General features: G+C 31.1%; 6 protein-coding genes. 5 read left to right on the top strand and 1 reads right to left on the bottom strand.

Annotated elements, in window-relative coordinates:
- Positions 1-169 (top strand): tyrosine-type recombinase/integrase (locus G5V56_RS17540; RefSeq protein WP_166967587.1); only part of this gene is annotated, 169 nt, incomplete at its 5' end.
- A gap of 163 nt (positions 170-332) precedes the next feature.
- Here the strand turns inward: G5V56_RS17540 and G5V56_RS17535 are convergent.
- Positions 333-728 (bottom strand): helix-turn-helix domain-containing protein, encoded by a 396-nt coding sequence (locus tag G5V56_RS17535; protein WP_166967585.1) that lies wholly within the window; start codon positions 726-728, stop codon positions 333-335.
- A gap of 128 nt (positions 729-856) precedes the next feature.
- Between G5V56_RS17535 and G5V56_RS17530 the strand changes: the two genes are divergently transcribed.
- From G5V56_RS17530 to G5V56_RS17515, 4 genes are all read left to right on the top strand, one after another.
- Positions 857-1,228, top strand: a complete 372-nt coding sequence (locus G5V56_RS17530) for a hypothetical protein (protein WP_166967582.1) — start codon at positions 857-859, stop codon at positions 1,226-1,228.
- 905 nt (positions 1,229-2,133) lie between these two features.
- Positions 2,134-2,700: a Crp/Fnr family transcriptional regulator gene (locus G5V56_RS17525; protein WP_166967580.1), complete on the top strand. Its 567-nt coding sequence runs from the start codon at positions 2,134-2,136 to the stop codon at positions 2,698-2,700.
- A gap of 205 nt (positions 2,701-2,905) precedes the next feature.
- Positions 2,906-3,337, top strand: a complete 432-nt coding sequence (locus G5V56_RS17520) for a hypothetical protein (RefSeq protein WP_166967578.1) — start codon at positions 2,906-2,908, stop codon at positions 3,335-3,337.
- Between the two features lie 24 nt (positions 3,338-3,361).
- Complete coding sequence (locus G5V56_RS17515; RefSeq protein ID WP_166967576.1) at positions 3,362-3,694, top strand: darcynin family protein; 333 nt, start codon at positions 3,362-3,364, stop codon at positions 3,692-3,694.
- The last annotated feature ends 200 nt before the right edge of the window (positions 3,695-3,894 follow it).

The following is a 3,894-nucleotide window of genomic DNA, read 5'->3' as shown; positions in this document are numbered from 1 at the left end:
CATAGCACGGCATACCTTTGCAACGACCATAACCTTGAGCAATGGTGTACCCATAGAAACCGTATCAAAGCTATTGGGACACTCAAAGATTACAACGACCCAGATTTATGCAAAAGTGATAGAAAGAAAGGTAAGTGAGGATATGGAACGATTGGAGCAACGTTTTTGATATATAATGACAAGTTTGAGTTTTTATTTAACTAGATACCATAAAAGGAATAACTAAAAAATCTTAAAATAAAATTCCCTCTAAATGCGCTTCTATTGCAGCTAGAAACGTATTAAAAGGGATTTTTGAGATTTTAATAATTAGCAATTACTTTCTTCTGGTATTATTTTTTAAGTAGCTTTTCTAAATACTCAATTTTGTCTTTTTCGGCTTGAACTAATCGTTCATAGAGTTCAACAACTTTGTCTAAAGGATTGAAAGTACAATTATTAGGATGAAATGTGCCTTGGCTGTTGCTAAAACTATTATCATAAAAATTATTGAAATAATTTATAGCCAATTCCTCTGAAAAATTTTCAATGGCTTCCTTAGTTACACCCAAAGCTTTTGCAACCTGTTCCAATTTATCGCCTTCAATCTTCTCAGACTGTTCAATTTTAGAAACCGCTTGTTGGCTAATACCCAGTTCTTCCGCCAAGGTCTCTTGTTTCATACCCCTTAGCTCTCTGATTCGGCTAATCTTTCTGCCGATGTGGTTTTGTTTTGTTGCTGTTTCCATAATCCAAATATAAGATTTTTTTCAAAAACTGTATGCTTGTAAAAAACAAATACATGTTGGTATTATACAAATGGTTTTAGTTCGGTACATGACACTTTTGCACTTAGTTTATGTAAAACCAAATGATTATGATAAACAAATTTAAAAAAGGATCAAAAAAGAAACACGGGATGAAACTTCAGGAGCTTAATAAAATTGCTCAAGAATATTTTACATTGCTTACACCAACACCTCAATGTTTCTATAGACAAGGGAACTACCTTGAATATGCTTATATCCGTAATTATGAAGAATTGGGATATACCTTAGAATCCATTTTAAATGTATGTATCATGGCATTGGACGGGTATGAACCGAACAATCAGAAAAGGGACATAAAAGAGGCACATACTCAATTGGCCGATGTGTTGGAGTTTGCCAAGAATTTAATTCCTCATGAAGAATTTGAGTTTTTGGACAAGTCCCGAAAATTACTGCTTACAAAGAATAAGGAACAATAGTTAAACCCAATTCAAATATAGGAGTCAATGTTCATTGGTTTGGAATTCAACATGTGTGTCTGTGGACACATTCTCGTTTGCTCCCGAAGGTCGCAAAATAAAAAGAGTATTTATGGGCGAAAGATAATCGCTTTGAGAATTCTTTATATTAGTTGAGTTTTAAAAGCCCCAACATCTATCGAGCTAATACTATGCAATGTTTTTGGGAATCTTGACCGAAATTCCCATTTTACTCTAAATTATTGCCTATTTATAAGGCTTACGGGACTTTTTACTCTAAAAACGAAATAAGCTGTATTTGACAAAGACTACAACAGTTCAATAGTTACTAAATCATACCAAAAGCTAGGAGTTTGCCGCAAATAAATACGATTTTAATGGGGTTTCAAGAGGTTTTGCCGCAAATCTGAAATAAATGCAATCATTTAAAATTTTTAAATTACTGATTTTAAGTGAAATATGAACCAGTAACATCGCGCAGCGTGTTACCCTCTTGCTTTACAAAACACGATTGGCAGAGCCTATCAAATTTTATAAACAACTTGATTAAAAAATCAGTTGCTTTTTTTTAAATGAAAAGCGTTCAAATTGTTTATCCTAGATAGTAAAAAACAATGATTGTCAGTAACGATCTATTAGGAATTATCCTTAACCCACATTTATAACGACAAGTTTAATAGATACTAAAAACCCTTTATTTGATAATAGGTAAAATTGATTGCCTTAAGTTTCTTTTCTAATAATTAAAATCTCGTCATTCTAACAATAAGACTATTATAAGTCCATTGGATACGTTATCAAAAAGTAATATATTACATACATAAACAATATAACTACAATTGGATTGGTATTTATTGTAGTTATACAATTGTTGTGTGCCATTTGGACCAAACTGAAACGTATTGATGATAAAATTGAAAAAATATTTAAATTCTTTAAACTTAATATCTGAAAGTTCCTGGAAAAAAATTGAGACTATTTTTGTCAAAAAACCACTAAATAAAGGTGATTATTTTATCAAAGAAGGACAAAAAGCAGTTAAAGTAGCTTTTTTACAAAAAGGAATAGTAAGAGCATTTTACAGAACAGAAAATGGCAAAGAATACAATAAACACTTCTTTACAAACCCTTCTTTCATTGGTGGATATAGCTCTTTAATTACTGGAAGAATAAATACAATTAACCAGCAAGCAATTACAGACTGTGAAATTATTGTAGCTGATTATGATAAATTCACATCATTATATTCTTCTTGTCCAGACGTTGAAACTGCTGCACGAAAATTGGCAGAATTAAGTTTTGTTGAGAAAGAGCAAAGAGAAATTGAAATTGTATTATTAGATGCCAGTGAAAGATACCTGCTTTTACGGGAACAGTTTCCAAATCTTGAACAGCTTATTCCTCAATATCATATAGCTTCATTTTTGGGTATTAGTCCGACACAACTAAGCAGAATCAGAAAAAAATTGTGAGTTAATAAATTTCTTTACATAGGTAAATGCCTATCTGTTTTTTCCATAATAATTTTGCACTAAATTTTAATAATAACAGCAAAAAGGTTTATGTATGAAACAGATAATGATTACTAAGAAGTTGACAATTTTATCTTTTACTTTATTTTTATTAAATGCAATTGCACTGGAAATAGGGGGCAGTTTTTTGTCAAACTATTCCAACTTGCCAAAACTTGATTTTCGACTTAGCGGTTATAATATTACCGAAGTAACCCAATATTTTAATCTTTTGGGTAACTCTGGGAGAGAAACTTATTTATGGCTCAACGTATTGGATACGCCTTTTCCTTTTGTGCTCGCTTTTTTTGGCTTTTGCTATTTTTCTTTTACGTGGAAAAAATGGAATATTAAAACCGTGTATTTTTTACTTATCACAGCTTCATTTTCTTTTATGATTTTTGATACAGTGGAGAATATTTCAATTTACAGTATGCTTAACTCATTTCCTGCGTTAAATACGAACATAATATCTATTTCAAGTTTGGCAACCCAAATAAAACTATACTCATTATTTGTAGTTTATGGAGCATTACCGATAACCTTGTTAATTTCAATAATACGCTATCAAAAAAACTGGAAAACAAATAAAAAATAATGAATTATTAAAATTGGATTAGAAATGAAATACACTATTCTAATACTGATAAGTACAACAGAAAATTGGTTAAGACTAACCAGAGAAGAAAGAAACAAATTTAACGAAACTTTCTTTGAGCCGTTGATGAAAAAATATAGCGAGTTTCTAAATGTTCGCCTATTTGATTCTGAAAGTACAAATGCAAAACATACTGATTTTATCATTATTGAAACATCTGACCTAAATCAATACTATTATTTTTGGGAAGAAGTTCGGGATAGTGAAATTTATACTGTACCATACTTCAAAGTAGATGATATAATAATTGGACAAGAAGGTGGATTTAAAGAATTTGAAAGAAATATGAATAAATAAAAACGGCACACAACAAAGTATAAAAATAATAGCCGAGATAGTAGAAAATATGAACATTATAAGCCCGCAAAAAATTTAGTTGTAACTTGAAAAATTCGAGTTCCGCAGTCGGCTACTATTCTTATGTGTGCCGAGAGTAACGAACGGCTGAAAATCGTTACGCAACTGTTTATAAGATGGTGGAGCCGATCCACCGGTGT

The sequence above is a fragment of the Yeosuana marina genome (assembly GCF_011762485.1).
Lineage (GTDB): Bacteria > Bacteroidota > Bacteroidia > Flavobacteriales > Flavobacteriaceae > Yeosuana > Yeosuana marina.
Note: the sequence above shows the minus strand (reverse complement) of the source record. Positions and strands in the feature narration are given on the sequence as shown.